A 1,798-nucleotide genomic window follows, 5' to 3' on the forward strand; every position below is an offset into this window, starting at 1 on the left:
CCCGGCGCCATTAACCTTTTCGAGCATCGCTGGGGAGTCCCCAATACTATCGAAACCTCTCATCAGATGTGCGGATTTCATGAATGAAATGAATCATGCAGGGTGAGAATGAACTGTATCAGAGAAGGGTTGCTGTCAAACCTGTCATCGCTCGCACACGGCGGCCTCCAGGAAGGGCCTAGATTCTGATAAATATGAACATTCAAAACTCCGGGATGTAATCACTTTCATAATATGAAATTGCGCGAATACCTCATCCAACGTGATGTTGTCGGCATTGTCCTCGAGTTTGTAGTGATCGAGAGTTACCCATCATTGTCCCCCAGTAAATTAAGCACTTAAAGAATAAAATAGGATTGGAATTCACAATGGAACTCCCGATTCACTTTTTTTGCTGAAAGATATATCATCCACAATATTATCCACATGTCATGTCATAACATTAACGATTGGTGCTTCACAATTATCTATGGAAGCAATTAGTCCCGACAAAACGATTAGTCCGACAAAACAAATTATTTTGTCCCAACCGGCTTCGAAACAAATACTGTCCAAATCTGTTCTTGTAAACTTTACCCAAAAGATAAAATCATGCTTTCCAACGTATGTGGGAGCTGTCGTTGCAGATAGACACGGGTTTTTGGTTCATTCTGAATTACCAAACCACCTGGATCAAGATTTAGTGGCTTTGAGCACGATTGCTCCAGGCCGGACGATAGTGGATCTTTCTAAGTTTCATAAAATCATTAAGCCGCTATCCCGTAATGTTCGCTTGATGGTGTTACTCGAAAAATCCAGAGAAAACTACAAACATTATTATGAGTTTGAGAAAACGGTACTGGAAAATCCTCTTTAATTCTGTGTCAAGAAAAAGCCGGAAAGAAAGAATTACTTTTGTTTAGAAGGTTGATGAATATCCAGTTTTAGCTGGGTGATGAGTTCTTTAAATCGATTTCGCACAGTTACTTCAGTCACTTGAGAAATCCGGGCAATATCCCGCTGCGTTCGCCGTTCCCGATAATATATACTTGCTAAATAAATGGCAGCTGCGGCCACTCCTGTCGGTCCACGACCACTTGTAAGCCCTTTGCGCTCTGCGAGAGTAATAATTTCGGTGGCTTTATTGGCTACATTCGGGCTAAGCTTTAATTCTGATGTAAATCTATTGATGTAGTCCTTTGCATTTGTTGGATTAAAAACTAAATTAAGCTTCGAAGCAACAAATCGATAGGATCGGCCGATTTCCTTCTTATCAACTCGCGCGGATTCACTAATCTCTTGCAAAGTGCGCGGAATCTTATTTTGTCTACATGCTGCATATAAACTCGCTGCGGCGACTCCTTCAATGGAACGTCCTCGAATTAAGTGATTTTTCACTGCCGAACGGTAGATTTTGGCGGCTGTTTCGCGTAAATTCTTGGGACGTGTTAACACGCTAGCCATCCGATCCAATTCAGAGAGCGCAAAGGTCAAATTTCGTTCAGTGGCGTCGGAAACTCGAATCCGACTTTGCCAACGTCGCAATCGATATATTTGACTTCGGAGCCGACTGGGAATTTCACGACCGGAATAATCCTTATTTTTCCAATCGATAACAGTCGACAAACCCAGATCGTGAATGCAATAAGTCATTGGGGCTCCCACTCTGGTTCGCTTTTCACGTTGGTCGTGATCAAAAGCTCGCCATTCGGCTCCCCGATCAACAATACGGGAACTAAGCACAGTTCCGCATTGACTGCAGATTAGCTCTCCTCTCCGTAAATCGAAAATAATATCTTCCGACTTACAATGTGAGCAC

General features: G+C 42.7%; 2 protein-coding genes. One reads left to right on the plus strand and one right to left on the minus strand.

Annotated features, from left to right (window positions below; genetic code table 11):
• Window positions 1-391: 391 nt before the first annotated feature.
• On the plus strand, window positions 392-856 hold the full coding sequence (locus tag KAH81_10260; GenBank protein MCK5834035.1) for a hypothetical protein: 465 nt from the start codon (window positions 392-394) through the stop codon (window positions 854-856).
• A gap of 32 nt (window positions 857-888) precedes the next feature.
• Here KAH81_10260 and KAH81_10265 read toward each other — a convergent pair.
• On the minus strand, window positions 889-1,798 hold a 910-nt coding region (locus KAH81_10265), incomplete at its 5' end, for a transcription initiation factor IIB (protein ID MCK5834036.1).

It is taken from the genome of bacterium (genome assembly GCA_023145965.1).
In the GTDB taxonomy this organism is placed as follows: Bacteria; UBP14; UBA6098; order UBA6098; family UBA6098; genus UBA6098.